General features: G+C 62.9%; 25 protein-coding genes and 1 pseudogene. 17 read left to right on the top strand and 9 right to left on the bottom strand.

The features are described 5' to 3' along the window. On the bottom strand, nt 1–586 hold a 586-nt coding region (locus tag F6S12_RS20705; RefSeq protein WP_315869290.1), incomplete at its 3' end, for an alpha/beta family hydrolase. 99 nt (nt 587–685) lie between these two features. Here F6S12_RS20705 and ccoN (F6S12_RS20700) point away from each other — a divergent pair. From ccoN (F6S12_RS20700) to hemN, 14 genes are all read left to right on the top strand, one after another. Then, nucleotides 686–2,110: a cytochrome-c oxidase, cbb3-type subunit I gene (gene ccoN / locus F6S12_RS20700; protein ID WP_011060245.1), complete on the top strand. Its 1,425-nt coding sequence runs from the start codon at nt 686–688 to the stop codon at nt 2,108–2,110. Between the two features lie 10 nt (nt 2,111–2,120). Then, nucleotides 2,121–2,729, top strand: coding sequence for a cytochrome-c oxidase, cbb3-type subunit II (ccoO, locus tag F6S12_RS20695; protein WP_011060244.1), 609 nt, complete (start codon nt 2,121–2,123; stop codon nt 2,727–2,729). A gap of 3 nt (nt 2,730–2,732) precedes the next feature. Next, nucleotides 2,733–2,963, top strand: coding sequence for a cbb3-type cytochrome oxidase subunit 3 (locus F6S12_RS20690; RefSeq protein WP_011060243.1), 231 nt, complete (start codon nt 2,733–2,735; stop codon nt 2,961–2,963). Further along, nucleotides 2,960–3,901, top strand: a complete 942-nt coding sequence (gene ccoP / locus F6S12_RS20685; RefSeq protein WP_011060242.1) for a cytochrome-c oxidase, cbb3-type subunit III — start codon at nt 2,960–2,962, stop codon at nt 3,899–3,901. The genes F6S12_RS20690 and ccoP (F6S12_RS20685) overlap by 4 nt, the downstream gene beginning before the upstream one ends. A gap of 498 nt (nt 3,902–4,399) precedes the next feature. Further along, nucleotides 4,400–5,842, top strand: coding sequence for a cytochrome-c oxidase, cbb3-type subunit I (gene ccoN / locus F6S12_RS20680; protein ID WP_011060241.1), 1,443 nt, complete (start codon nt 4,400–4,402; stop codon nt 5,840–5,842). Then, nucleotides 5,842–6,450, top strand: a complete 609-nt coding sequence (gene ccoO, locus F6S12_RS20675; protein WP_011060240.1) for a cytochrome-c oxidase, cbb3-type subunit II — start codon at nt 5,842–5,844, stop codon at nt 6,448–6,450. The genes ccoN (F6S12_RS20680) and ccoO (F6S12_RS20675) overlap by 1 nt, the downstream gene beginning before the upstream one ends. 5 nt (nt 6,451–6,455) lie before the next feature. Further along, the gene (locus F6S12_RS20670) at nt 6,456–6,641 is read left to right on the top strand and encodes a CcoQ/FixQ family Cbb3-type cytochrome c oxidase assembly chaperone (protein ID WP_011060239.1); all 186 of its coding nucleotides are present in this window, start codon (nt 6,456–6,458) and stop codon (nt 6,639–6,641) included. After that, nucleotides 6,638–7,615: a cytochrome-c oxidase, cbb3-type subunit III gene (gene ccoP / locus F6S12_RS20665; RefSeq protein ID WP_011060238.1), complete on the top strand. Its 978-nt coding sequence runs from the start codon at nt 6,638–6,640 to the stop codon at nt 7,613–7,615. The genes F6S12_RS20670 and ccoP (F6S12_RS20665) overlap by 4 nt, the downstream gene beginning before the upstream one ends. A 393-nt stretch (nt 7,616–8,008) precedes the next feature. After that, complete coding sequence (gene ccoG / locus F6S12_RS20660) at nt 8,009–9,424, top strand: cytochrome c oxidase accessory protein CcoG (RefSeq protein ID WP_019093855.1); 1,416 nt, start codon at nt 8,009–8,011, stop codon at nt 9,422–9,424. Nucleotides 9,425–9,435: 11 nt separating this feature from the next. Further along, nucleotides 9,436–9,972, top strand: coding sequence for a FixH family protein (locus F6S12_RS20655; RefSeq protein ID WP_011060236.1), 537 nt, complete (start codon nt 9,436–9,438; stop codon nt 9,970–9,972). Nucleotides 9,973–10,071: 99 nt separating this feature from the next. After that, on the top strand, nt 10,072–12,522 hold the full coding sequence (locus F6S12_RS20650; protein ID WP_011060235.1) for a heavy metal translocating P-type ATPase: 2,451 nt from the start codon (nt 10,072–10,074) through the stop codon (nt 12,520–12,522). Nucleotides 12,523–12,543: 21 nt separating this feature from the next. After that, nucleotides 12,544–12,774 carry a cbb3-type cytochrome oxidase assembly protein CcoS gene (ccoS, locus tag F6S12_RS20645; protein ID WP_041116903.1) on the top strand — a complete coding sequence of 77 codons (231 nt, stop codon included), beginning with the start codon at nt 12,544–12,546 and terminating at the stop codon, nt 12,772–12,774. Beyond that, nucleotides 12,767–13,450, top strand: coding sequence for a sulfite exporter TauE/SafE family protein (locus F6S12_RS20640; RefSeq protein ID WP_011060233.1), 684 nt, complete (start codon nt 12,767–12,769; stop codon nt 13,448–13,450). Before ccoS ends, F6S12_RS20640 begins: the two co-directional genes overlap by 8 nt. A 148-nt stretch (nt 13,451–13,598) precedes the next feature. Next, nucleotides 13,599–14,981, top strand: coding sequence for an oxygen-independent coproporphyrinogen III oxidase (gene hemN, locus F6S12_RS20635; RefSeq protein ID WP_315869289.1), 1,383 nt, complete (start codon nt 13,599–13,601; stop codon nt 14,979–14,981). Here the strand turns inward: hemN and F6S12_RS20630 are convergent. Next, entirely contained in the window at nt 14,978–15,457 is a 480-nt protein-coding gene (locus F6S12_RS20630) for a hypothetical protein (protein ID WP_315869288.1), read from the bottom strand. The genes hemN and F6S12_RS20630 overlap by 4 nt on opposite strands. Before the next feature lie 153 nt (nt 15,458–15,610). Between F6S12_RS20630 and fnrA the strand changes: the two genes are divergently transcribed. Both fnrA and F6S12_RS20620 read left to right on the top strand, forming a co-directional pair. Further along, the gene (fnrA, locus tag F6S12_RS20625; RefSeq protein ID WP_011060230.1) at nt 15,611–16,345 is read left to right on the top strand and encodes a Crp/Fnr family transcriptional regulator FnrA; all 735 of its coding nucleotides are present in this window, start codon (nt 15,611–15,613) and stop codon (nt 16,343–16,345) included. An 81-nt stretch (nt 16,346–16,426) separates the two neighbouring features. After that, a complete protein-coding gene (locus tag F6S12_RS20620; protein ID WP_210457320.1) occupies nt 16,427–16,975 on the top strand; it encodes an adenine phosphoribosyltransferase in 549 nt (182 codons plus the stop codon). Nucleotides 16,976–16,982: 7 nt separating this feature from the next. Here the strand turns inward: F6S12_RS20620 and F6S12_RS20615 are convergent, their stop codons facing one another. The 5 genes from F6S12_RS20615 to dnaX form a co-directional block, all read right to left on the bottom strand. Next, nucleotides 16,983–18,131: an acyl-CoA dehydrogenase family protein gene (locus tag F6S12_RS20615; protein ID WP_011060228.1), complete on the bottom strand. Its 1,149-nt coding sequence runs from the start codon at nt 18,129–18,131 to the stop codon at nt 16,983–16,985. Between the two features lie 102 nt (nt 18,132–18,233). Next, nucleotides 18,234–18,836: a recombination mediator RecR gene (recR, locus tag F6S12_RS20610; RefSeq protein ID WP_011060227.1), complete on the bottom strand. Its 603-nt coding sequence runs from the start codon at nt 18,834–18,836 to the stop codon at nt 18,234–18,236. 58 nt (nt 18,837–18,894) lie between these two features. After that, nucleotides 18,895–19,938: an NADP-dependent oxidoreductase gene (locus tag F6S12_RS20605; RefSeq protein WP_011060226.1), complete on the bottom strand. Its 1,044-nt coding sequence runs from the start codon at nt 19,936–19,938 to the stop codon at nt 18,895–18,897. 210 nt (nt 19,939–20,148) lie between these two features. Further along, complete coding sequence (locus F6S12_RS20600) at nt 20,149–20,487, bottom strand: YbaB/EbfC family nucleoid-associated protein (RefSeq protein WP_015634779.1); 339 nt, start codon at nt 20,485–20,487, stop codon at nt 20,149–20,151. Nucleotides 20,488–20,553: 66 nt separating this feature from the next. After that, nucleotides 20,554–22,632: a DNA polymerase III subunit gamma/tau gene (gene dnaX, locus F6S12_RS20595; protein ID WP_210671399.1), complete on the bottom strand. Its 2,079-nt coding sequence runs from the start codon at nt 22,630–22,632 to the stop codon at nt 20,554–20,556. A 139-nt stretch (nt 22,633–22,771) separates the two neighbouring features. Between dnaX and F6S12_RS20590 the strand changes: the two genes are divergently transcribed. Beyond that, the gene (locus F6S12_RS20590; RefSeq protein ID WP_011060223.1) at nt 22,772–23,542 is read left to right on the top strand and encodes a substrate-binding periplasmic protein; all 771 of its coding nucleotides are present in this window, start codon (nt 22,772–22,774) and stop codon (nt 23,540–23,542) included. Here the strand turns inward: F6S12_RS20590 and F6S12_RS20585 are convergent. Both F6S12_RS20585 and F6S12_RS20580 read right to left on the bottom strand, forming a co-directional pair. Then, a complete protein-coding gene (locus F6S12_RS20585; RefSeq protein ID WP_011060222.1) occupies nt 23,515–25,233 on the bottom strand; it encodes a putative bifunctional diguanylate cyclase/phosphodiesterase in 1,719 nt (572 codons plus the stop codon). The genes F6S12_RS20590 and F6S12_RS20585 overlap by 28 nt on opposite strands. Nucleotides 25,234–25,251: 18 nt before the next feature. After that, nucleotides 25,252–25,472 (bottom strand): annotated as a pseudogene (locus F6S12_RS20580) (chemotaxis protein); the annotation flags it as partial.

Genomic DNA, 25,472 nt, shown 5'->3' with positions numbered 1-25,472 from the left:
CCAGCCAGTACAACTCGATACTGGCTGCCAATGTATAGGCCTCGACCGCCTGGCGGTTGCCCAGGGCGTCACGCTCGCCCTGCACGATCAGGCTCGGCACTGACAGATCGGCCAGATGCGCCACCCGCGGTTTTTCCGGTTTGCCGGCGGCATAGAACGGATAACCCAGGCACACCAATGCATCGGCCTGCAGTTCATCGGCCAGCAAACTGGCCATGCGCCCGCCCATGGACTTGCCGCCCACCGCCAACACCCCAGTGACATAAGGTCGCACCAGGGCATGCACCTCTCGCCAGCATTCCAGCAGCCTGGGCGCCGGGTTGGGCGGGCGTTTGCCGCCGTCCAGGCGCCGCTGGGCCATGTAGGGAAACTCGAAGCGCAAGACGTTCACCCCATGCCCCGCAAGGCGTACAGCAATATCATTCATGAACCCACTGTCCATGGGCGCGCCGGCGCCATGGGCGAGGATCAGCGTCGGCGCCGACTGCGCCTCGACGCCCTGCGCGACATCCCACAACCAGCCCCGCTCCCGCACACACTGCGCCCATTGACCCCCGTCAATACTGGCCTTGTGCTCATTGCTCATGCTTGCCTCGCTTTTAGTCTGCCTATAACTCCAGACGAAGTGAGCGCGCCTTGCCGTGCGCAGTCGCTTTCACTTCAACTGAACCGTGGATGGGGAACCATGAACACTTCTATCAGTACCGCCTACAACTACAAGGTGGTCCGCCAATTCGCCATTATGACGGTGGTGTGGGGCATCGTCGGCATGGGGCTCGGGGTTTTTCTCGCTGCCCAGTTGGTCTGGCCCGAACTCAACTTCGACTTACCGTGGACCAGCTTCGGCCGTCTGCGGCCATTGCACACCAACGCGGTGATCTTCGCCTTCGGCGGCTGTGCGCTGTTTGCCAGCTCGTTCTACTCGGTGCAACGCACCTGCCAGACCACGCTGTTCGCGCCGAAAATCGCCGCGTTCTGCTTCTGGGGCTGGCAACTGGTGATCCTCCTGGCGGCCATCAGCCTGCCACTGGGCTACACCAGCTCCAAGGAATACGCCGAACTGGAATGGCCGATCGATATCCTGATCACCATTGTCTGGGTGGCCTACGCCATCGTGTTCTTCGGCACCCTGATGCAGCGCAAGACCAAGCACATCTATGTGGGTAATTGGTTCTTCGGCGCGTTCATCATCACCGTGGCCATCCTGCACATCGTCAACAACCTGGAACTGCCGGTCAGCTTCACCAAGTCCTACTCGGTGTATGCCGGTGCGACCGATGCGATGGTGCAATGGTGGTACGGCCACAACGCCGTGGGCTTCTTCCTGACCGCGGGCTTCCTGGGGATGATGTACTACTTCGTACCCAAGCAGGCCGAGCGCCCGGTGTACTCCTATCGCCTGTCGATCGTGCACTTCTGGGCACTGATCACCCTGTACATCTGGGCCGGTCCGCACCACCTGCACTACACCGCGCTGCCGGACTGGGCTCAGTCCCTAGGGATGGTGATGTCGCTGGTTCTGCTGGCACCAAGCTGGGGCGGCATGATCAACGGCATGATGACCCTCTCGGGCGCCTGGCATAAGCTGCGCAGCGACCCAATCCTGCGGTTCCTGGTGGTATCCCTGGCGTTCTACGGCATGTCGACCTTCGAAGGTCCGATGATGGCGATCAAGACCGTCAACGCCCTCTCCCACTACACCGACTGGACCATCGGCCACGTACACGCCGGCGCCCTGGGCTGGGTAGCGATGATCTCCATCGGCGCGCTGTACCACCTGATCCCGAAAGTCTTCGGCCGCGAGCAGATGTACAGCACCGGCCTGATCAACACCCACTTCTGGCTGGCTACCATCGGCACCGTGCTCTACATCGCTTCGATGTGGGTCAACGGTATCGCCCAGGGCCTGATGTGGCGTGCGGTCAACGAGGACGGCACCCTCACCTACTCCTTCGTCGAAACCCTGGTGGCCAGCCACCCAGGCTTCATCGTGCGACTGGTGGGTGGTGCGATCTTCCTCAGCGGCATGTTCCTGATGGCTTACAACACCTGGCGCACCGTGCGTGCCGCAGTGCCAGCCGAAGTCAACGCCGCTGCGCAGATGGCCTGAGGAGTCCGCCATGAAACACGAAACGATTGAGAAAAACGTCGGCCTGCTGATGCTGCTGATGGTCTTCGCGGTGAGCATCGGCGGTCTGACCCAGATCGTCCCGCTGTTCTTCCAGGACGTCACCAACAAGCCGGTGGAAGGCATGAAGCCCTACACCGCCCTGCAGCTGGAAGGCCGCGACATCTACATCCGCGAAGGCTGCGTACAGTGCCACTCGCAGATGATCCGTCCGTTCCGCGCCGAGACCGAGCGTTATGGTCACTACTCGGTGGCCGGTGAAAGCGTCTGGGACCACCCGTTCCTGTGGGGTTCCAAGCGTACCGGTCCGGACCTGGCCCGGGTGGGCGGTCGCTACTCCGATGACTGGCACCGTGCGCACTTGTACAACCCGCGCAACGTGGTGCCCGAGTCGAAGATGCCGGCCTACCCATGGCTGGTGACCGCACCGGTGGACAGCAGCCACACCGAAACCAAGCTCAAGGTCATGCGCACCCTGGGCGTGCCGTACACCGACGAAGACATCGCCGGCGCCACCGCCACGCTCAAGGGCAAGACCGAAATGGACGCCCTGGTCTCCTACCTGCAAGTGCTTGGCACTTCGATCAAGAGCAAGAGGTGAGCCATGGGTTTTGAACTCGATAGCGGCATGATCCGCGGCCTCGGGACCCTGGTGGTGATGATCGCCTTCATCGGCCTGTCGATCTGGGTGTTCAACTCAAAGCGCAATCCCGAGTTTGCCCAGGCCCGCCTGCTGCCCTTCGCCGATGACCCGATGCCGGGCACGGCACCGGCCGGTAACACAACTGATGACGCTCAACCTCAAGAGCCTGCAACAAGGAGCATTCGGCCATGACCACCTTCTGGAGTACGTGGATCTGCGTACTGACCATTGGCAGCCTGATCGGCCTGACCTGGCTGCTGGTCGGCACCCGCAAGGGCGAGACCAAGGGCAGTGTCGACCAGACCATGGGCCACGCCTTCGATGGCATCGAGGAGTACGACAACCCCCTGCCGCAATGGTGGTTCCTGCTGTTCGCCGGGACCCTGGTGTTTTCCGTTGGCTACCTGATCCTCTACCCGGGTCTGGGCAACTGGAAAGGCATCCTGCCGGGCTATGAAGACGGCTGGACCCAGACCAAGGAATGGGAAAAGGAGATGGCCAAGGCGGACGTGAAGTTTGGTCCGATCTTCGCCAAATTCGCGGCTATGCCGGTGGAAGAAGTGGCCAAGGACCCGCAAGCGCTGAAAATGGGCGGACGCCTGTTCGCCTCCAACTGCTCGGTCTGCCACGGTTCCGACGCCAAGGGTGCCTTCGGCTTCCCGAACCTGGCGGACGACAACTGGCGGTGGGGCGGCAGCGCCGACACCATCAAGGCCACCATCATGGGCGGCCGCATGGCGGCCATGCCGGCCTGGGGCGAAGTGCTCAAGGAAGCAGGCGTGAAGAACGTGGCAGCTTACGTTCGCCATGACCTGGCCGGCCTGCCCCTGCCAGCCGACAGCGATGCCGACCTGGTAGCCGGACAGCAAGCGTTCAGCACCACCTGCGTAGCCTGCCACGGCGCTGACGGCAAAGGCACCCAGATCATGGGCGCGCCCGACCTGACCCAGCCCGCCGGCTTCATCTACGGCACCAGCCTGGCCCAACTGCAACAGACCATCCGCCATGGTCGCCAGGGCCACATGCCAGCGCAGAGCGAACTGCTCGGCAATGACAAGGTGCAACTGCTGGCCGCCTACGTTTACAGCCTCTCCCACGGCAACAAGCCACAGGCTGAAAACACCCAGTAAGACGAGTCACGGCAAGCTGCGGGTTCCCGACTTGCAGCTTGCCGCTCGTGGTTCAACCTCCCGCTCCTTTGCGACCAAGTGTCGCACCCTCTCCCACAGCGCGTTTGCACTCATCTGATTCAGGTCTAAGCTTGCCCCGATGGGGACTGGCACGGGCTGGTCACAGGCCAACGGTATCCGTGACGTTCGAAGCTTCTGCTCGATGACAGGCCGCAAAGGCTGGTTTATACCGGCTGTCGACTCTCTTACCGCCTGTCAGCTGATCCATCAGCTTCCACACACCCGGTTACAACCGACCTGACACCCCCCGTTTCCTGTCCATGGCGACAGCTTGTCCGAGGGCAATTTTTTGTCCCTACTCGGCATAGGGAAAGGCCGCAGAATCAGGCATGGAACGCATTGACCCAGGTCATAGCGCGTTGCAATGACCCCCTGCTTTCTCCATACTTGCGACCGATTTTTATCCCTAATAAAACACCCAAACCGTGGAACCTTAGAATGAGCACAGCAATCAGTCCGACTGCTTATAACTATAAGGTAGTCCGCCAGTTCGCCATCATGACGGTGGTCTGGGGGATCCTTGGCATGGGGCTCGGTGTCTTCATCGCCTCACAACTGGTATGGCCGGAGTTGAACTTCGGTCTGCCGTGGACGACGTTTGGACGCCTGCGCCCGCTGCACACCAACCTGGTGATCTTCGCCTTCGGTGGATGTGCATTGTTTGCCACCTCTTACTATGTCGTGCAGCGAACCTGCCAGACGCGACTGATTTCCGACAGCCTCGCGGCCTTCACCTTCTGGGGTTGGCAAGCGGTGATCGTCGGCGCGATCGTGACCCTGCCACTGGGTTACACCACCACCAAGGAATACGCCGAACTGGAATGGCCCCTGGCTATCCTGCTGGCGATCGTCTGGGTCACCTACGGCCTGGTATTCTTCGGCACCATCACCAAGCGCAAGACCAAGCACATCTACGTGGGCAACTGGTTCTACGGTGCCTTCATCGTGGTGACCGCGATGCTGCACATCGTCAACCACGCTTCCCTGCCGGTCAGCTTCTTCAAGTCCTACTCGGCCTATGCCGGTGCGACTGATGCGATGATCCAGTGGTGGTACGGCCACAACGCCGTGGGCTTCTTCCTGACCACCGGCTTCCTGGGGATGATGTACTACTTCGTACCCAAGCAGGCCGAGCGTCCGATCTATTCCTATCGCCTGTCCATCGTGCACTTCTGGGCGCTGATCACCCTGTACATCTGGGCCGGTCCGCACCACCTGCACTACACCGCGCTGCCGGACTGGGCCCAGTCCCTGGGCATGGCCATGTCGATCATCCTGCTGGCGCCAAGCTGGGGCGGCATGATCAACGGCATGATGACCCTCTCGGGCGCCTGGCATAAGCTGCGCACCGACCCGATCCTGCGCTTCCTGGTGGTATCCCTGGCGTTCTACGGCATGTCGACCTTCGAAGGTCCGATGATGGCGATCAAGACCGTCAACTCGCTCTCGCACTACACCGACTGGACCATCGGCCACGTACACGCCGGCGCTCTGGGCTGGGTAGCGATGATCTCCATCGGCGCGCTGTACCACCTGATCCCGAAAGTCTTCGGTCGTCAGCAGATGCACAGCATCGGCCTGATCAACACCCACTTCTGGCTGGCTACCATCGGTACCGTGCTCTACATCGCCTCGATGTGGGTCAACGGCATCACCCAGGGCCTGATGTGGCGTGCAATCAACGATGACGGCACCCTCACCTACTCCTTCGTCGAAGCGCTGCAAGCCAGCCACCCGGGCTTTATCGTCCGTGCTCTGGGCGGTGCGTTCTTCGCCACCGGCATGCTGATCATGGCGTACAACGTGTTCCGTACCGTTCGCGCCTCGAACCCGGCTGAAGCTGAAGCCGCTGCTCAGATCGCTGTAGTTGGAGCTCACTGATGAAGCACGAAGTAGTCGAGAAGAATATTGGCCTGCTGGCCTTCTTCATGGTCATCGCCGTCAGCATCGGCGGCCTGACCCAGATCGTCCCGCTGTTCTTCCAGGACGTCACCAACAAGCCGGTGGAAGGCATGAAGCCGCGTACCGCACTGGAACTGGAAGGCCGCGACGTCTACATCGCCAACGGCTGTGTCGGCTGCCACTCGCAGATGATCCGTCCGTTCCGCGCTGAAACCGAACGCTATGGTCACTACTCGGTGGCTGGTGAGAGCGTCTGGGACCACCCGTTCCTGTGGGGTTCCAAGCGTACCGGCCCGGACCTGGCCCGAGTGGGCGGTCGTTACTCCGATGACTGGCAGCGCGCGCACTTGTACAACCCGCGCAACGTGGTGCCCGAGTCGAAGATGCCGGCTTATCCGTTCCTCGTAGAAAACAAGCTCGACGGCAAAGACACCGCGAAGAAAATGGAAGTCTTGCGCACGCTCGGCGTCCCTTACACCGACGAAGACATCGCCGGTGCCAAGGATGCCGTGAAGGGCAAAACCGAAATGGACGCGCTGGTGGCCTATCTGCAAGGCCTGGGCACCATCATCAAAAGCAAACGGTGATCTAGATGGATATCGGGATGATTCGTGGCCTGGGCACCCTTGTTGTGATGGTGGCCTTCATCGGTTTGGCGCTCTGGGTGTTCAGCCCCAAGCGCAAGTCCGAGTTTGAAGACGCAACCTTGCTGCCGTTCGCGGATGATCCCGACGCCATCAAGCACGTCGAGCAAGCTTCTAGGAGTAACAAAGAATGACTACGTTCTGGAGTCTGTACGTCACAGTCCTCAGTCTGGGTACCATCTTCGCCCTGACCTGGCTGCTGCTGTCGACCCGCAAGGGCCAGCGCGCCGAGCAGACCGACGAGACGGTCGGCCACTCCTTCGACGGGATCGAGGAGTACGACAACCCCCTGCCGAAATGGTGGTTCATGCTGTTCGTCGGCACCATCGTCTTCGCCCTGGGCTACCTGGTGCTGTACCCGGGCCTGGGCAACTGGAAAGGCGTTCTGCCGGGCTACAACTACCTCGATAACGAGAAGCAGACCCCGTTCGCCAACGGCCAGTCCGGCTGGACCGGCGTCCACGAGTGGGAAAAGGAAATGGCCAAGTCGGACGCCAAGTTCGGTCCGATCTTCGCCAAGTACGCGGCCATGCCTATCGAAGAAGTGGCCAAGGACCCGCAAGCCCTGAAAATGGGTGGCCGTCTGTTCGCATCCAACTGCTCGGTCTGCCACGGTTCCGACGCCAAGGGCGCCTATGGCTTTCCCAACCTGACCGACGCCGACTGGCGCTGGGGCGGCGAGCCGGAAACCATCAAGACCACCATCATGGGCGGCCGTCACGCAGTGATGCCGGCCTGGCTGGACGTGATCAAGGAACAAGGCGTCAGTGACGTTGCCGCCTATGTCCTGACCAACCTCGACGGCCGCAAGTTGCCGGAAGGCCTGAAGGCCGACCCGGTCAACGGCCAGAAGCTGTTCGCCGCCAACTGTGCGGTATGCCACGGTCCGGAAGGCAAAGGCACCCCAGCCATGGGTGCGCCTAACCTGACTCACCCGGCAGCCTTCATCTACGGTTCGAGCTTCGCCCAATTGCAGCAGACCATTCGTTACGGCCGTCAAGGCGTGATGCCAGCGCAGGAACAACTGCAAGGCAACGACAAGGTTCACCTGCTGGCGGCTTATGTCTACAGCCTGTCCCACGGTGACAAGCAGGCCGACGCCGAGTAAGACCGACGCCTGAAAGCAACACCCAACGGCCCCGCCAATCAACATTGGCGGGGCCGTTTTGTTTGCGCCTGGCATCGGCTGACGCTCGACGGCGGATCACCCTTTCCGGCAACCCGGTAGCCAGGATTCGACAATATGGCGGACTTCGAGACCTGTGGCGTACGCTTGCTCACTCCCTGGAAGAATTGAACGGCGCGACGTGCAAAAGGGTCCATAATCCACAAGTCAATTGATTCAAGTCATTACACCATCAGTTGATTTCTCCCAACGCGACCAAAGGTCGCACCCTTGCGCTAGAGCTACAGGCGTATCATTGCGCCACTGCAACACCCCTTTTGACCGCGGTCGGCACGCATCGACCGAGGCATTTTTCCACTGCCGTGGGATGCAATGATGAGCAACCAGATTCCCGTACAAGACGTTACCCCGCCTGCCAAAAACGCGACCAACAGCGTCGATCTCTACGCCTCCAGGGAAAAAATCTACACCCGCGCCTTCACCGGCCTGTTCCGCAATCTGCGCATGCTTGGCGGCGCCGGATTGTTCCTTCTGTACTTCGGTACAGTGTGGCTCAACTGGGGCGGCCACCAGGCTGTCTGGTGGAACCTGCCGGAACGCAAATTCTTCATCTTTGGCGCCACGTTCTGGCCCCAGGATTTCATCCTGCTCTCGGGCCTGTTGATCATCGCCGCCTTCGGCCTGTTCTTCATCACCGTCTATGCCGGCCGCATCTGGTGCGGCTACACCTGCCCGCAGAGTGTCTGGACCTGGATCTTCATGTGGTGCGAAAAGGTCACCGAAGGCGATCGCAACCAGCGCATCAAGCTGGACAAGGCGCCCATGAGCGCCAACAAGTTCCTGCGCAAATTCAGCAAGCACAGCCTCTGGCTGCTGATCGGCTTCGTCACCGGCATGACCTTCGTCGGCTACTTCTCGCCGATCCGCGAACTGGTCATCGACTTCTTCACCGGCCAGGCCGATGGCTGGTCCTACTTCTGGGTCGGCTTCTTCACCCTGGCCACCTACGGCAACGCCGGCTGGCTGCGGGAACAGGTGTGCATCTACATGTGCCCCTATGCACGCTTCCAGAGCGTGATGTTCGACAAGGACACCCTGATCGTTTCCTACGACCCACGCCGTGGCGAAGCCCGTGGCCCGCGCAAGAAAGGCGCCGACTACAAGGCCCAGGGCCTGGGCGACTGCATCGACTGCACCATGTGTGTCCAGGTCTGCCCCACCGGCATCGACATCCGTGACGGCCTGCAGATCGAATGCATCGGCTGCGCAGCCTGCATCGACGCCTGCGACAGCATCATGGACAAGATGGAGTACCCCCGCGGGCTCATCAGCTACACCACCGAACACAACCTCTCGGGGCAGAAAACCCATAAACTGCGCCCGCGCCTGATCGGCTATGCCCTGGTGCTGCTGGCCATGATCAGCCTGCTGGTTGCGGCATTTTTCATGCGTTCGCTGGTGGGCTTCGATGTCAGCAAGGACCGGGTGCTGTACCGCGAAAACGCCGAAGGCCGGATCGAAAACGTCTACAGCCTGAAGATCATGAACAAGGACCAGCGCGATCACACCTATGTGCTGGACGCCTCCGGCCTGCCGGACCTGAAGCTGCAGGGCAAGCGCGAAATCCACGTGGTGGCCGGCGATATCGTCAGCATGCCGGTGGAGCTGTCGATTGCTCCCGAACAGCTGCCATCGACCACCAACGAGGTGAAATTCATCCTCAAGGATGCCGACGATGACAGCGTCCATGTTGAAGCCAAGAGCCGGTTCATCGGCCCACAAATTCGTTAAGAGAAGTGATCATGCCCGCAGCCACCGCCGCAAGCCCCTGGTACAAGCACCTCTGGCCCTGGATCATCATCGGCATCCTCGCCTGTTCCGTGACCCTGACCCTGTCCATGGTGACCATTGCCGTGAACAACCCGGACAACCTGGTCAACGACAACTACTACGAGGCCGGCAAGGGCATCAACCGCTCCCTGGACCGCGAGCTGCTGGCCCAGACCCTGAAGATGCGCGCCAACGTGCACCTCGATGAGCTGACCGGCGAAGTCGAACTGCGCCTGAGCGGTGACAGCCAGCCCAAGACCCTGGAGCTGAACCTGATCTCGCCGACCCAGCCGGAAAAGGACCGCAAGATCACCCTGGCCCGCAGCGAAACCGAACACGGGCGCTACATCGGCCAGTTGACCGACCAGGTCGAAGGGCGGCGCTTCGTCGAACTGCTGGGGGTCGAGGGCGACAAGACCTGGCGCATGTTCGAAGAAGAACAGGTCAGCCATGACAAGGACCTGCTGCTGGGCGACGAGCCCCTGCAAGGTGCCGAAGACCTGAACTGAGCAGTACCTGCCGTACATCGCCGGCCCGTCGCCTCCCCTGCCCTTGCAGCGGGACCGGTGCGCCGGCGATGAGTTTTTCCCACATTACAAAGACCGCCGATGACCACGCCACTGCCTTGCTACCACTGTGCCCTGCCGGTTCCTGCCGGTAGCCGGTTCACCGCCGTCGTGCTTGGCCAACCCCGGGAGTTCTGCTGCCCGGGCTGCCAGGCAGTGGCCGAAGCCATAGTCGCTGGCGGTCTGGAGCACTACTACAGCCATCGCAGCGAGGCCTCGGCCAACCCTGAAGCCCTGCCCGTGCAACTGGTGGACGAACTGGCGCTGTACGACCGCGCCGACGTGCAGCAGCCCTTTGTCCGGCACGAAGGCGAGCTGGCGGAAACCACGCTGCTCATGGAGGGCATCAGTTGTGCCGCCTGCGGCTGGCTGATCGAAAAACACCTGCGCAGCCTGCCAGCGGTGGCCGAAGCCCGGCTCAACCTGTCCAACCACCGCCTGCACGTGCGCTGGGCCGACAGCCAACTGCCCCTGAGCCAGGTGCTCAGCGAGCTGCGCCACATCGGCTACGCCGCCCACCCGTATCAGCCGGATCGCGCCTCCGAGCAACTGGCCAGCGAAAACCGCCTGGCCTTGCGCCAGCTGGGCGTCGCCGGCCTGCTGTGGTTCCAGGCCATGATGGCGACCATGGCCACCTGGCCGGAATTCAACATCGACCTGAGCCCCGAGCTGCATACGATCCTGCGCTGGGTCGCGCTGTTTCTCACCACGCCCATCGTCTTCTACAGCTGCGCACCGTTCTTCAAGGGCGCCATGCGCGATTTGCGCACCCGCCACCTGACCATGGACGTCTCGGTGTCCCTGGCCATCGGAGGGGCCTACCTGGCCGGCATCTGGACCTCCATCAGCGGCATTGGCGAGTTGTATTTCGATGCCGTCGGCATGTTCGCCCTGTTCCTGCTCGCCGGACGCTACCTGGAACGCCGGGCCCGGGAGCGCACCGCGGCGGCTACCGCGCAACTGGTCAATCTGCTGCCAGCTTCCTGCCTGCGCCTGGATGAAGACGGCCAGAGTGAACGCATCCTGCTCAGCGAATTGCGCCTGGGCGACCGGGTGCTGGTGCATCCCGGCGCAGTACTGCCGGCAGACGGCAAGATCCTCGACGGCCAATCGAGCATCGACGAATCCCTGCTCACCGGTGAATACCTGCCGCAGCCCCGTGGCCTGGGCGATAGGGTGACCGCCGGTACCTTGAACGTCGAAGGTGCGTTGACAGTGCAGGTCCAGGCCCTGGGCCAGGACACCCGGCTGTCGGCCATCGTGCGCCTGCTGGACCGGGCCCAGGCAGAGAAACCGCGGCTGGCGGAGGTTGCCGATCGCGCAGCCCAGTGGTTCTTGCTGTTCTCGCTGATCGCCGCGGCCGCCATCGGGCTGCTGTGGTGGCAATTAGACGCCTCACGGGCGTTCTGGATCGTCCTGGCCATGTTGGTGGCGACCTGCCCTTGTGCGCTGTCCCTGGCCACGCCCACAGCCCTCACCGCCGCCACCGGCACCTTGCACAAACTCGGCCTGTTGCTGACCCGCGGCCATGTACTGGAAGGCCTGAACCAGATCGACACAGTGATTTTCGACAAGACCGGCACCCTCACCGAAGGGCGGCTGGCGCTGCGTTCCATCCGGCCATTGGGGGCCCTGTCCAGCGATGACTGCCTGAGCCTGGCCGCAGCCCTGGAAAACCGTTCCGAGCACCCGATCGCCCGGGCTTTCGGCCGTGCCCCAGTGGCCGCCGAGGAAGTTACCAGCAGCCCCGGCCTGGGCCTGGAAGGCCTGGTGGGCGATCAGCGTCTGCGCATCGGGCAACCAGCCTACGTTTGCCAGCTCAGTGGCTGTACCGTTCCGCCCATGCCCGATGAAGCCGGCCAATGGCTATTGCTCGGTGACAGCCAGGGGGCTCTCGCCTGGCTGGTGCTGGACGACCGCCTGCGCAGTGATGCTCCGGCCCTACTGGCGGCCTGCAAGGCCCGTGGCTGGCACACCCTGCTGCTGTCCGGGGACAGCTCGCCGATGGTCGCCAGTGTCGCTGCCGAACTGCAGATCGATGAAGCCCGGGGCGGCCTGCGCCCCGATGACAAGCTGCAAGTGCTGCAACAGCTGCACCAGCAGGGCCGCAAGGTGCTGATGCTCGGCGATGGGGTCAACGATGTGCCGGTGCTGGCCGCCGCCGACATCAGCGTCGCCATGGGCTCGGCTACTGACCTGGCCAAGACCAGCGCCGATGCGGTACTTCTGTCCAATCGCCTGGATGCCCTGGTGCAGGCCTTCAGCCTGGCCCGCCGCACGCGCCGAGTGATCATCGAGAACCTGCTCTGGGCCGGGCTGTACAATGGCCTGATGCTGCCGTTCGCCGCCCTCGGCTGGATCACTCCGGTGTGGGCGGCGGTCGGCATGTCCATCAGTTCCCTGACCGTGGTGCTCAACGCCCTGCGCCTGACCCGCATGCCGCGGCCGGCCGACAGCGCCGACGCCCCCGAAACCCGCCCGTTGCCGGCCTGAGCCGCCGGGCCTGGAGTCCAGATGCCAGCTCTTTACGTGATGATCCCGGCCGCCCTGCTGATCGTGGCCATCGCCATCTACATCTTCTTCTGGGCGGTGGACAGCGGCCAGTACGACGATCTCGACGGCCCGGCCCACAGCATCCTGTTCGACGACCAGGACCCAAGCCACACCGCCGCGGTGGATGAGGCCAAGGGCCAACCGAGCAGCGAAGCCGACCCCGGCAGAAAATCGGAACCGCCCCATGCTTGAACTGGCCCCTCTGCTGGTCTCTGCGCTGATCCTCGGCCTGCTGGGTGGCGGCCACTGCCTGGGCATGTGCGGCGGCCTGATGGGCGCCCTGACGCTGGCCATCCCCCCGGAACAGCGCAGCCGACGCCTGCGCCTGCTGCTGGCCTACAACCTGGGCCGCATCCTCAGCTACGCCCTGGCCGGCCTGCTGCTGGGCCTGGCGGGCTGGGCTGTGGCCAACAGTCCGCTGGCGCTGTTCATGCGAGTGCTGGCCGGGTTGCTGTTGATTGCCATGGGCCTGTACCTGGCCGGCTGGTGGAGTGGCCTGACCCGCATCGAAGGCCTTGGCAAGGGCTTGTGGCGGCATATCCAGCCGCTGGCCAGCCGCCTGTTGCCGGTTTCCAGCCTGCCCCGTGCACTGCTCCTGGGGGCGCTGTGGGGCTGGCTGCCGTGCGGCCTGGTGTACAGCACACTGCTGTGGTCGGCGAGCCAGGGCAGCGCCCTGGACAGCGCGCTGTTGATGCTGGCCTTCGGCCTAGGCACCTGGCCCGTGCTGCTGGCCACCGGGCTGGCAGCCGAACGGATCACCGCCTTGCTGCGTCGGCGCAGCGTACGCATGGCTGGCGGCGTGCTGGTCATTCTCTTCGGCATCTGGACCCTGCCCGGTCCTCACCAGCACTGGCTGATGGGCCACTGACCCCGGGGAGGCGCCCGGCAACCGGGCCTGCACGCCTCGTCGGCACTGCTCCGGCGGCTCCCGAACACCCTTGATACAAGTCAAGATGGCCCTGGCCTGAACCTCCTAGACTCGCGAACACTGCCAGCCTATCCGGGGGAATTCCCGCATGCTCGACGCCATTCGTTGGGACACAGATCTGATCCGCCGCTACGACCTGGCGGGACCGCGCTACACCTCATACCCGACCGCAGTGCAGTTCAACAGCCAGGTCGGCGCCTTCGACCTGCTGCACGCCCTGCGCGACAGCCGCAAGGCGCAGCGCCCGCTGTCGCTGTACGTGCACATCCCGTTCTGCGCCAACATCTGCTACTACTGCGCCTGCAACAAGGTCATCACCAAGGATCGCAGCCGCGCCCTGCCCTACCTGCAGCGCCTGGAACAGGAGATGCAACTGATCGCCTGCCACCTGGCCCCCAACCAGCGGGTGGAACAACTGCATTTCGGCGGCGGCACCCCGACCTTTCTCAACCACGATGAACTGCGCCAACTGATGGCCCTGCTGCGCAAGCACTTCAACCTGCTGGACGACGACTCCGGCGACTACGGCATCGAGATCGATCCCCGGGAAGCCGACTGGTCGACCATGGGCCTGCTGCGAGAGCTGGGTTTCAATCGGGTCAGCATCGGCCTGCAGGACCTGGACCCGGCAGTGCAACGCGCGGTCAATCGCCTGCAAAGCCTGGATGAAACCCGGGCGGTGATCGAAGCGGCCCGCACCCTACAGTTCCGTTCCATCAACATCGACCTGATCTACGGCCTGCCCAAGCAGACCCCGGAAAACTTCGCCCGCACCGTGGAAGAAGTCATCAGCCTGCAACCGGACCGGCTCTCGGTGTTCAATTACGCCCACCTGCCGGAGCGTTTCATGCCCCAGCGGCGGATCAACGGCAGCGAACTGCCTGCCCCGGCGGAAAAGCTGCAGATGCTGCAACGCACCATCGAACAGCTGACGGCTGCCGGCTATCGCTACATCGGCATGGACCATTTCGCCCTGCCCGATGATGAACTGGCCATTGCCCAGGAAGAGTCCACCCTGCAACGCAACTTCCAGGGCTACACCACTCATGGTCATTGCGACCTTATTGGGCTCGGTGTTTCAGCCATCAGCCAGATCGGCGATCTCTACTGCCAGAACAGCAGCGACCTGACGCACTATCAAAATGCCTTGGCTGGCGCACAACTGGCCACCAGTCGCGGCTTGGTATGCAACGCCGATGACCGTCTGCGCCGGGAAGTTATTCAGCAACTGATCTGCAACTTTAGTCTTGAGTTCGAAGAGATCGAACAGGCTTTCAATATCGACTTTCGCGGCTACTTCAATGAACTCTGGCCGGAACTGGAAGAGATGGCCGACGACGGCCTGATTGAACTTGGCAGCGAAGCAATCATCGTGCTGCCAGCCGGTCGCCTACTGGTGCGCTCGGTGTGCATGGTGTTCGATGCATACCTGGGCCAGCAGAACCGCCAGCGGTTTTCCCGGGTGATCTAGGATTTCATGAGCAAGGATGCAGCCTTCATCACCTGCTCAGGGCTCAAGCCCGCTTCTTTCATTGCCTTGGCCAGGGAGGCATTGGCGGTCAGCAAACCGCCGTTGAGTATTGCCAGGGCAGATTGCAGGCTGCCGATCCGGACCTTGGTTTCTTCTGGGCTCAGGTGCTTGTCGGCCATGACCGCCTGGAGCTGGGCGAGGGTCTCGGCAATCTGTTGTTGCAATTTTCTGATCATCTTGAGGATCTGCTGAATGTTTTCCGGCAGGCCGCTTTCCTCGATATCACTGTCACGCCCTTTGGCGGCGGCGGATTTGTTCAGGCCGGCGCCAGACAGCGACACTTTGACGCCCTCCCCGATCACTGGCTCTGCAACTAATGGAGAAACTCTTAGTTGCTCGTCAACCTGACTTGTCGAGGGCTCTTGAAGTGACTGCAAGTTATTGCTGCCATTAGTAATAGCGCCAACGGACGACATAATTTCAGCCTTCCAAGTTACTTTCGTTAACAGGTTATCGACCCATAAAAGGATAGCTTTACGACTAACAGTCAATACGGCACGGACTGGCCGGAACCTCCTCCCGTGAGTTACCCTTACGGCTTATGTGTGTTTTCCCACAAGGATTCTAGAATGTCCGAGCCAGTTAAACTGCGCGCTCACAACCAGGCCCATTGCAAGGATTGCAGCCTGGCCCCCCTCTGCCTGCCACTTTCGCTGAATTTGGAAGACATGGACGCGCTGGACGAAATCGTCAAACGTGGCCGCCCATTGAAAAAAGGCGAATTCCTGTTCCGTCAGGGTGACGGCTTCGACTCGGTGTACGCCGTGCGTTCGGGCGCCCTGAAAACCTTCAGCCTGAGCGACAGCGGCGAAGAACAGATCACCGGCTTCCATCTCCCCAGCGAGCTGGTAGGCCTGTCAGGCATGGACACCGAAAGCCATCCCGTCTCGGCCCAGGCGCTGGAAACCACCTCGGTGTGTGAAATCCCCTTCGAACGCCTCGATGAGCTGGCACTGCAACTGCCACAGCTGCGTCGCCAGCTGATGCGGGTCATGAGCCGGGAAATCCGCGATGACCAGCAAATGATGCTGCTGCTGTCGAAAAAGACCGCTGACGAGCGTATCGCCACGTTCCTGGTCAACCTGTCCGCGCGCTTCCGCGCCCGGGGCTTCTCGGCCAACCAGTTCCGCCTGAGCATGTCGCGCAACGAAATCGGCAACTACCTGGGCCTGGCGGTGGAAACCGTGTCCCGGGTGTTCACCCGTTTCCAGCAGAACGAACTGATTGCCGCCGAAGGCAAGGAAGTGCACATCCTCGATCCGATCCAGCTCTGCGCCCTCGCCGGCGGCTCGGTGGAGGGCTGATCCACAGCCTGTGCGGCTGAGCCAGGCGGCTCGGTCGCGGGTATACTGGCGCGGCCTATTTGCCCGCCAGGACACCTGAAGATGGCCTTCGATTCCTTCGACATCAAATCCCTGATCCGCCCCGTCATCGACTTCCCGAAGCCGGGCGTGATCTTCCGCGACATCACCCCCCTGTTCCAGTCTCCCCGGGCCCTGCGCCTGGTGGCGGACAGCTTCGCCCAGCGTTATGTCGAAGAAGACTTCAGCCACATCGGCGCCATGGACGCACGGGGTTTTCTGATCGGCTCGATCATCGCCTACCAGTTGAACAAGCCGCTGATCCTGTTCCGCAAACAGGGCAAGCTGCCGGCCGACATCCTGGCCGAGGGCTACCGGACCGAGTACGGCGAAGCCTTCATTGAAGTCCACGCCGACAGCCTGTGTGAAGGCGACTCGGTGCTGTTGATCGATGACCTGATCGCCACCGGTGGCACCCTGATCGCCGCCGCCAATCTGGTACGGCGCATGGGGGCGAAGATCTATGAAGCCGCGGCGATCATCGACCTGCCGGAACTGGGCGGCTCGCAGAAGCTGCAGGACATGGGGATCCCGACCTTCTGCCTGACCCAGTTTTCCCTGACCGAGCGCTAGCCTGCACCTACAGCCCCATCTGCTTGCTAATGATTTCGTTCATCACCTCGCGAGTGCCGCCGCCGATCGACAGAATGCGGTTGTCGCGATACAGGCGCTCCACCAGGCTTTCGCGCATGTAGCCCATACCACCGAGGATCTGCACCGCATCGTGGGTAATACGGTCGGCGGTATCGGTGGCGAAGTTCTTGGCCATGGAAATTTCCTTGATCACGCTCTTGCCGGCGGCCATCTTCGCCGCCTGGCGATAGGTGAACTCCCGGGAAACCTCCAGGGCCGTGGCCATCTCCGCCAGACGGTGCTTGAGCACCTGGAACTTGGCGATGGGCTTGCCGAACGCCTCCCGCTCGCGCGCCCACTTCAGGCTTTCCTCCAGGGCCATCTGTGAGGTCATGTTGGCCATCAGGGCCAGGGCCAGGCGTTCGCTCTGGAAGTTGCCCATGATGCAGGCAAAGCCCATGTTCTCGGCGCCGATCAGGTTGCCCACCGGCACCCGGCAATCGTCGAAGAACAGCTCGGCGGTATCCGAGGCCCACCAGCCCATCTTTTTCAACTGCCGACCCACAGTGAAGCCCGGCGTGCCCTTTTCGACCAGCAACAGGCTGATACCGCCGTAGCCAGGTTCGCCGGTGCGCACCGCAACGGTGTAGAAGTCGGCGCGCACGCCACTGGTGATGAAGGTCTTGCTGCCACTGAGCCGGTAATGATCGCCATCGCGCACGGCGCGGGTCTGCAGGTTGGCCACGTCCGAGCCGCCGCCGGGCTCGGTGACCGCCAGGGCGCTGATCTTCTCCCCGGACAACACCAGCGGTGCGACCCGCTCGCGCAATTCGGGGCGGGCCCATTTGACGATGGGCGGCAGGCCGATATCCAGGGAACCGAGGCCCGCCACCAGGCCGCCGGAGCCACTGCGCATCAACTCCTCGCTGGCGGCGATCTTGGCGAACAGATCACCCTCATGGCTGCCGCCCAGGGCCTCGGGGTAACCGATGCCCAGAAGCCCGGCGGCCCCGGCCTTGAGGTACAGCTCACGGGGGAAACTGCCCGCCTCCTCCCACTCGTCGATCTGGGGAAGGATTTCACGCTCGACGAAACGTCGCACGCTGTCGCGGACCAACTGGTGGCTGGGGTCGAAGTATTCCTGGCAGGCAGACATCGGCAAGCTCCTCTGAAGGGTCGAAGGAACTTACCAAGCGCTTGCTTGGTTTTCAAGAGAATGCGTGGCGCATCCTTCGCCAGTCAGCCGGCTTCCGCAGCCTTACAACGCTATGGGTTTGCGACCGGCAAAGGAGTGAGCCAGGGTGCCGCCATCCACCAGTTCCAGCTCGCCGCCCAGAGGCACGCCGTGGGCGATGCGCGAGGTGATCAGGCCCTTGTTGGTCAGCAGTTGGGCGATGTAGTGCGCAGTGGCTTCGCCTTCCACCGTCGGGTTGGTGGCCAGGATCACTTCGCTGAAGCTGCCCTGCTCCTCGATACGCGCCAGCAACTGCGGAATGCCGATGGCCTCCGGGCCCAGGCCATCCAGAGGCGACAGGTGGCCTTTGAGCACGAAGTAGCGCCCGCGATAGCCGGTCTGCTCCACCGCGTACACATCCATCGGCCCTTCCACCACGCACAGCAGGGTGTCGTCGCGACGCGGGTCGGCACACTGCGGGCACAGCTCGTCTTCGGTCAGGGTCCGGCACTGGCGGCAATGCCCCACGCCTTCCATGGCCTGGCTCAGGGCCTGCGCCAGGCGCAAGCCGCCACTGCGATCACGCTCGAGCAGTTGCAGGGCCATGCGCTGGGCGGTTTTCTGACCCACGCCCGGCAAGGTACGCAGGGCATCGATCAGTTGGCGAATCAGGGGGCTGAAGCTCATGGGCAAAGGTCCGACAAAAACAACGAGACGCGGTTTATACCCGCGCCTCGGGGTAGCGTCAAATGCTCGCGTCCGGGGCGACCTTGACCACCAGCTTGCCGAAGTTGCGCCCCTCCAGCAGGCCAATGAAGGCTTCTGGTGCCTGCTCCAGTCCCTCGACCACGTCCTCCTTGAACTTGACCTTGCCTTCGCGCACCCAGGGCGCCATGGCCTTGATGAACTCCGGATGGCGGTCGCCATAGTCGTCGAAGACAATAAAGCCCTGGATGCGTACCCGCTTGGTGAGCAAGGTGCGCTGCAGCAGTGGCAGGCGATCCGGCCCCGGCGGCAGCGCCTGGGCGTTGTACTGGGCGATCAGCCCGCACAGGGGAATACGCGCCCTGGGGTTGAGCAGGGGCAGTACCCCGTCGAAGACCTTGCCACCGACGTTTTCAAAATAGATGTCCACGCCCTTGAAGCAGGCCTGGGCCAGTTCGTCTGCAAAGTCGGGGCTCTTGTGATCGATGCAGGCATCAAAACCCAGCTCCTCGACCACATAGCGGCATTTGTCGGCGCCACCGGCCACGCCCACCACCCGCAGCCCCTTGAGCTTCGCCACCTGCCCCACCACCGACCCCACGGCGCCGGAGGCAGCACCCACCACCAGTGTTTCCCCGGCCTTGGGCTGGCCGATGTCCATCAGCCCCATGTAGGCGGTCATTCCGGGCATGCCGAGCACACCCAGGGCCATGGAAGGGCTGGGCAGGCCCGAGGGCACCGGGATCAGGTTGCGGCCATCGCAAATGCAGTGGCTCTGCCAACCAGTGGCGCCCACCACCAGGTCGCCCTCCTGGAACTTGGGGTTGAGCGAACGCTCGACCCGGCTCACTGCACCGCCGGTCATGACCTCGTCTATTTCCACTGGCGCCGCATAGGACGGGGCATCACTCATGCGCCCGCGCATGTAGGGGTCCAGGGACAGGTAGAGGGTCTTCAACAGCACCTGGCCATCAGCCAGTTCCGGCAAGGCCACCCGCTCCAGGCGGAAATTCTCCGGGACCGGCGCGCCTTCGGGCCGAGAGACCAGTACCACGCGCTGATTGAGGGTCAATGTTTGCGGCATCATGGACACTCCTTTAGGGAAGGTTGAATGAAAGGGTATAGGTTGCAGACCCTCTGAATAGCATCACGTTCGATGTTTCTGCAGATGGATCTGCTGTGGCCTTCATCGGCCAGCCGGCTGCTACCCACCGCGCAGTGCTGATCGCCAGGGCAAAAAAAAGCCAGGCTCAAGGCCTGGCTTTATGTAGTCCATCCGATGCGCTTGCGCGAATCAGAACGGCAATTTCATGCCTGGAGGCAGTTGCATGCCGGCGGTCATGCCGGACATCTTTTCCTGGCTGTTGGACTCGATCTTGCGCACGGCGTCGTTCACCGCAGCGGCAAACAGGTCTTCGAGCACTTCACGGTCATCTTCGCTGACGCCTTCCAGCAGGCTCGGGTCGATGCTCACGCGCTTGATGTCATGACGGCCGGTCATGACTACGGTGACCATGTCGCCACCGGCTTTGCCGGTGACTTCGGCATTGGCCAGTTCTTCCTGCATCTTGGCCATTTTTTCCTGCATCTGCTGTGCCTGCTTCATCAGGCCGGCCATGCCACCTTTCATCATGGGAATTACCTCAAAGTACGGGGATGGAAACGGCGCCCGGCCCCTGGCCCGGCGCCCTTTGAATGATCAGCCCTGAGCCGCCAGGGCCTCGACAGGTTCAATAGTATCGTGGCGCACCACTGCACCGAACTCCTGGACCATCCGCTGGATGAACGGATCACCATGGATCGACTCCTCGGCCTCGCGCTGACGATCGGCACGGCGCCGTGATGCAGCCTGGGCCGGGGTTTCCTGCTCGGGCTTGATCAGCTCGATCGCCAGGGTCAGGGTACGCCCGTGGTACTGGTTCAGGGCGTCGTTGAGGCGACGCTGCTGGGTGGCGTTGAACAGTGCGCTGTGGGCCGGGTCCAGGTGCAGCAGCCAATGGTCGCCGTCCACGGCCATCAGGGTGCAGTTGGCGGCGATGCTGCCGGTCATGCCCGAGATCGGCAGTTTCGGGAACAGTTGCAGCCATTCCAGGGCCAGGCCAGTGGCCGGCTTGGCAGCAGGTTCGGGCTCGGGTTCCGGCGCCGGATCGGCTGCGTGCTCACTGGCCAGTTCGTCCAGGTAGCTGTAGGCCGAATCCATGTCAGGCTCGATATAGTCCTCGTCCAGCGGCGGCTCGTCGTCCAGGTCGATACCCGGAGTGGCGGCGTCGACTTCCGCCACCGTGGGTTCCGGCACCGGGGCGCTGACCCACTCCGGCGCGTCCGGCACCACGCTGTCCGGCGTCGGGGTCGGCATCGGCGTCAGCTCAGGCTGCTCGGCGGCCACCTCCAGCACCGGCTCGACCGCTGGCTGCTGTTCGATCTGTGGCTCCACCGGATCGTTCCAAGGCAGGTCGACCACCGTTTCGGCAACCACCGGCTCGGGTTCGACAGCGACCGCTTCGGCCACAGGGGGCGCGACAGGTTCGGGCGCGGCAACAGGTGCTGGCGCCACTGGAGCACTCACAACCGGAGCCGGGGCAACGGTCGCTACAGGCACGGCAGGTGCCGGCGCCGCCACGGCTTGGGCGGAATCAACTGTGGCCTGGCTGATCCCCACTGGCTTTAGCGGCTGTCTCGGTGCATCCGCGGTATCGGCTGGGCGGAAGGCCAGCATTCGCAGCAGGACCATTTCAAAGCCGCCGCGCGGGTCCGGCGCCAACGGCAGGTCGCGCCGACCGATCAGGCCCATCTGGTAATAGAACTGCACGTCTTCGGCAGGCAGGGCCTGGGCCAGGGCCAGCACCCGGTCACGATCGCCGTGCCCGTTGTCGACCCCTTCCGGCAATGCCTGGGCAATCGCCACCCGGTGCAGCACGTTGAGAATTTCCGAAAGCACGCCGCTCCAGTCCGGCCCCTGCTCCGCCAAATGCCGCACCGCCTCCAGCAACGCCTTGGCGTCGCCGTTGATCAGCGCATGCAGCACGTCGTAGACCTGGCCGTGATCGAGGGTGCCGAGCATGGCCCGCACATCGGCCGCCATGACCTTGCCTTCACCGAAGGCAATCGCCTGGTCGGTGAGGCTCATGGCATCGCGCATCGAGCCATCGGCGGCGCGGCCCAGCAGCCACAGGGCGTCATCCTCGAACGGCACGTTCTCCACGCCCAGGACGTGGCTCAAGTGCTCCACCACCCGTTCCGGGGTCATGTTCTTGAGGGAGAACTGCAGGCAGCGCGAGAGGATGGTCGCCGGCAGCTTCTGCGGATCAGTGGTCGCCAGGATGAACTTGACGTAGGGCGGCGGCTCTTCGAGGGTCTTGAGCAGGGCGTTGAACGAGTGGCTGGAGAGCATGTGCACTTCGTCGATCAGGTAGACCTTGAAGCGCCCGCGGCTCGGTGCGTATTGCACGTTATCCAGCAATTCACGGGTATCCTCGACCTTGGTCCGGCTCGCGGCGTCGATCTCGATCAGGTCGACAAAGCGCCCCTCATCGATCTCGCAGCACACCGAACAGGTGCCACAGGGCGTGGAAGTGATACCTGTTTCACAGTTCAGGCATTTGGCAATGATTCGCGCGATGGTGGTCTTGCCCACCCCGCGGGTGCCGGTAAACAGGTAGGCGTGATGCAGCCGCTGGCTGTCCAAGGCATTGATCAGAGCCTTGAGCACATGGGTCTGGCCGACCATTTCGCGGAACGAGCGCGGACGCCATTTACGTGCAAGAACCTGATAACTCATCGAAAACCGTCGCAACTGGAAAGCGGAAGCCGGTAATGCTAGCGGAGCAAGGGCGAAATTGCATCCGGCGCGCTCGTCTAATCTGTCTAAGCTTGCATTTTGCAAAGGATTGCTCGCCCGCCGACACCCTGGAGATTGTATGCGTTTGACCTGGTGCGCCCTGTTTCTCTTCAGCGCCAGCCTGGAAGCCGCAGAGCCGCCCCTGCGCTTTGCCATCGCCGACAGTTGGACCATGCCGGCCATCGAGGTCGAAGGCGACCAGCCCACCGATGGCATCCTTTTCGACACCATGAACAGCCTGGCCCGGCACCTGGGTACCCCGGCGCAGTTTCATGTCCTGGCCCGGGCCCGGGTGCAGAACGCCATGGCCCAGGGCGAAGTCGACGTGCGCTGCTACGCGGCCCAGGCCTGGCTGCCGAACCTCTCCGGGGATTACCTGTGGAGCGTGCCGCTGTTCATCCAGCGCAACCTGCTGGTGAGCACCCATCCGGAGCCCTCGGCGGTCAACCTGCAGCAACTGTCGCGCCAGCATATCGGCACCGTCCTCAGCTATACCTATACCCCCTTGCAGCCGCTGTTCGACACCAACCAGCTGATACGCGACGACGCCCGCAACGAGGAGCAGGTGCTGCAGAAACTGGTGGTCGGGCGTTACCGCTACGCCATCGCCAGCCAGTGGACCCTGGACTGGTTCAACAAGACCCAGGCCACCGGCAACCCGCTGTACAGCGTCGCGGTGCTGCAGGAGCAGGCCGTCGGCTGCTATGTACGCAACGATCCGAGAGTGCCGGCCCAGCGCATCCTGCGCACCCTGTTGCGGATGAAGATGTCCGGCGAGATCGACGCCATCATCCAGCGTTACGTCGGCCCCCAGGACGACGCTCAGCCTCCCGACATCGCCTCGCCCTGAAGCTCGTCGCTTCGCCATGCCCGCGGTGGCTCAAAGCTGCGCACCCAATCCAGCACCGCCTCGGCGGGCATTGGCGGCGCAATGAAATCCCCCTGGGCGACGTCGCAGCCAAGGGCCATCAAGCGCTCGCCATGCGCCAGGCTTTCCAGCCCCTCGGCCACCACCCGCCGGCCAAAGGCCTGGGCCAGCCCTACCAACGCCTGGATCAGCGCCTGATCGTCCGCGTCGTGCAGCATGTCGCGCACGAACAGCCGGTCGATCTTGATGGTCTGGGTGCGCAGGCGCTTGAGGTAGCTGAGGGACGAATGGCCAGTGCCGAAGTCCCCCAGGGAGAACTGCACGCCAAATCCCTGGCAGGCATCGAGGCAATCGCTGACCCGCTGGATATTGTCGATGGCCACCGACTCGACGATTTCCAGGTCCAGCAACGCCGGCAACACATCCGGATAGCGATCGAGCATGTCCTTGAGCCGCTCGACGAAGTCCGGGCGCTGGAAATGCCGGGCCGCTACGTTCAGGCTCACCGGCCAGCCCAGCCCCGCCTGCTGCCAGCCTTGCAGGCGGGTCATCACCTGGTCCATGACCCATTCGCCGATCTCGACGATCAGGTCGGTCTCCTCCACCTGCTGCAGAAACTCCTGGGCCCCCAGCATGCCGCGCTGCGGGTGCTGCCAGCGCAGCATCGCCTCGAAGCCCACCACCTCACCGGTGCGCATGTTCACCTTGGGCTGGAAGTACAGGCGCAACTCGCCTGCGAGCAAGGCCTGGCGCACCTGCTCGACGGTCTGATAGGTGACCATCACTTCACGGTCGCGCAGCACATCGAACAGGTGGAAGCGGTTGCGTCCGCTCTGCTTGGCCACGTACATGGCCTGGTCGGCGTGGCGCAACAAGGTGTCGGCGTCGTGGTTGTCGGTGGGGTACAGGGTCACGCCGATGCTGGCGAAGACGTTGATGTCCTTGCCCTGGATCGAGTACGGCTGGGAAATGGTCGCCAATACCCTTTGCAACGCCGCGCGCAGCTCCAGCATGTCGCGCACGTAACGTAAAATCAGCACGAACTCGTCGCCGGCCAGGCGAGCCACCACGTCCTCGCCGCGGATGATCGAGCGCAGCCGCGCAGCCACCTCCACCAGCAGCAGGTCGCCACAGGCGTGACCATAGCCGTCATTGACCGCCTTGAAGCCATCCAGGTCGAGCATGCAGACCGCCAGGGGAATATCCTGCGCCCGGGAGAAATCCAGAGCCTGGTGCAGCAGGTCCGAGAGAAAGGCCCGGTTGGGCAGCCCGGTCAGCACGTCGTGGCCGACCCGCCATTGCAACGAATGCAACAGCTGACGCTTTTCGCTGACATCGAAGCGGATCGACACATAACGCACCACCTGCCCGGAGCGCTGATCCACCAGCGGCACCATGGTGCTGTCGACCCAGTACAGGCTGCCGTCCTTGGCGCGGTTGCAGATCTCGCCTTTCCACACCCGGCCCTGGGTAATGGTCTGCCACAACTCGGCAAAGAACTCCGGCGGATGCAGCCCGGAACTGAGCATGCGGTGGTTGGCGCCGATCAGTTCTTCACGGCTGTAGCCCGAGACCTGGCAGAACAGATCGTTGACATAAGTGATGCTGCCGCCCAGGTCCGTCTCGGAGAAGATGGCGGCGGCATCGACGGCCCTGCGGTATTTCTCATCCATGAGTCGAACTCACTGTCGCTAGCGGTTGAACCGCTCGACCAGGGCACGCAACCCGGAAGAGATGTTTTCCAGCTCGGCGCCGCGAACCACTCCGGCGCTGGCATTCTCGGCAGTGCGCTGCACAGTGACAGCGACACTGTTGATCTGTTCGGACACCGATTCGGCTACATGGGACTGCTCCTGGGATGCCGCGGCCATTTGCTGGCTCATATCGGTAATGCGCTCCACTGCCGCGCCGA

Origin of the sequence: Pseudomonas sp. JV245A, from assembly GCF_032424515.1 — a bacterium.
Classification (GTDB): Bacteria; Pseudomonadota; Gammaproteobacteria; order Pseudomonadales; family Pseudomonadaceae; genus Aquipseudomonas; species Aquipseudomonas protegens.
Note: the sequence above shows the minus strand (reverse complement) of the source record. Positions and strands in the feature narration are given on the sequence as shown.